The sequence below is a fragment of the Actinoallomurus acaciae genome, assembly GCF_042429965.1.
Taxonomy (GTDB): Bacteria; Actinomycetota; Actinomycetes; order Streptosporangiales; family Streptosporangiaceae; genus Actinoallomurus; species Actinoallomurus acaciae.
The window spans coordinates 1-1,660 of record NZ_JBHLZP010000962.1 but is presented as its reverse complement, the minus strand read 5'-3'; the positions used below and the strand labels follow the sequence as shown (position 1 = coordinate 1,660).

General features: G+C 74.4%; 1 protein-coding gene. It reads left to right on the top strand.

The genetic code is table 11. From position 1 onward, the window contains the following. Positions 1-386 precede the first annotated feature (386 nt). On the top strand, positions 387-1,660 hold a 1,274-nt coding region (locus tag ACFFNX_RS49390), incomplete at its 3' end, for a DEDD exonuclease domain-containing protein (protein WP_378213406.1).

Sequence of the window (1,660 nt, the reverse complement as noted above, 5' to 3'; positions counted from 1 at the left end):
AGCCGGGCCCGGCGGCGCGGCTCGAACCGCGCGACGCGCCGCAGCGGCGCCGGGACCTGGTCGCCCGGCAGCACACCGACGGCGGACGCGGCGAACTCGACCACGCGTTGCCGGACCGCCTCTGGCAACGGCTGGTCGAGCTGCTCGTCCGGGCCGGTGTCGATGATCTTTCTCCTCACGCGTGGTCGGGTCGCGCGTCCGGCGAACATACCGCCGGGTCGCCCGTACCGCCGTCGCTGCCCAGCGTAGACGGCAGGACACCCCGGAGTAGGCGATCCTCCGACGAATGCCCCCGGCACGTCGCCGACGGCGGCCTGGGGGCGCCGCCGGACCCTTCCCGGAGGCCGGGGGCCGGCTTGTCGGTGCCCGGCCGTACGGTGCCTGCCATGGCCCCCGAAGGCCCTGCCGTGCAGGGCACCCTCGACGACCTCGGCACGCCTCTCATCGGAGTGACCTTCGTGGTCGTCGACCTGGAGACCACCGGCGGGTCGGCGCACGACGACGCCATCACCGAGATCGGCGCGGTCAAGGTGCGCGGCGGCGAGGTGCTGGGCGAGTTCGGCACACTCGTCGACCCGGGCATGCCGATCCCGCCGTTCATCACCGTGCTGACCGGCATCACCCAGCGGATGGTCGTCGCGGCGCCGCGCATCGACCAGGTGCTGCCGGCGTTCCTGGAGTTCGCGCGCGGAGCCGTGCTGGTGGCGCACAACGCGCCGTTCGACATGGGCTTCCTCAAGGCCGCGTGCGCCGCGCAGGAGCGTCCCTGGCCCGCTCCCGCCGTCCTCGACACGGCCGACCTGGCACGGCGGCTGCTCACCCGCGACGAGGTGCCCAACTGCAAGCTGTCGACGCTCGCCCGTTTCTTCCGTACGGCCACCGAGCCGTGCCACCGGGCTCTCGCCGACGCCAAGGCGACGGTCGACGTGCTGCACGGGCTGTTCGAGCGCGCCGGCGCGTTCGGCGTGGAGTCGCTGGAGGAGCTGAGGAGCTTCTCGCGTGCCCCGACGCCGGAGCAGCGGCGCAAGCGTCACCTCGCCGACGCGGTGCCGGCCGCGCCGGGCGTCTACATCTTCGAGGACGCGCGCGGCGAGCCGCTCTACGTCGGCAAGAGCGGCCGGTTGCGCACGCGCGTCCGCTCCTACTTCACCGCCTCCGAGACGCGCCGGGGCGTCCGCGAGATGATCGGCATCGCCGATCGGGTGCGCACCATCGTGTGCGCCAGCGCGCTGGAGGCCGAGGTGCGCGAGCTGCGCCTGATCGCCGCGCACAAGCCGCGCTACAACCGCCGCTCACGCCATCCCGAGCGCGCCGTGTGGCTCAAGCTGACCTCCGAGCCGTTCCCCCGGCTGTCGATCGTCCGCGAGGTGCGCGACGACGAGAGCGTGTACCTGGGCCCGTTCGCGAGCACGCGGCTCGCCGAGGAGGCCCGCACGGCGGTGCACGACGCCGTTCCGCTGCGCCAGTGCACGCAACGCCTGACCCTGCGGCTGATCTCCGAGGGCCGGGCCGGCACGTGCGTGCTCGGTGAGCTCGGCCGGTGCGGCGCCCCCTGCGAGGGGCGGCAGAGCCCCGAGTCGTACGCCGAGCACGCCGCCCACGCCCGCGCGATCCTGACCGGCGACGTCCGCCCGGTGGTGGCCGCCTCGCGCGCCCGCAT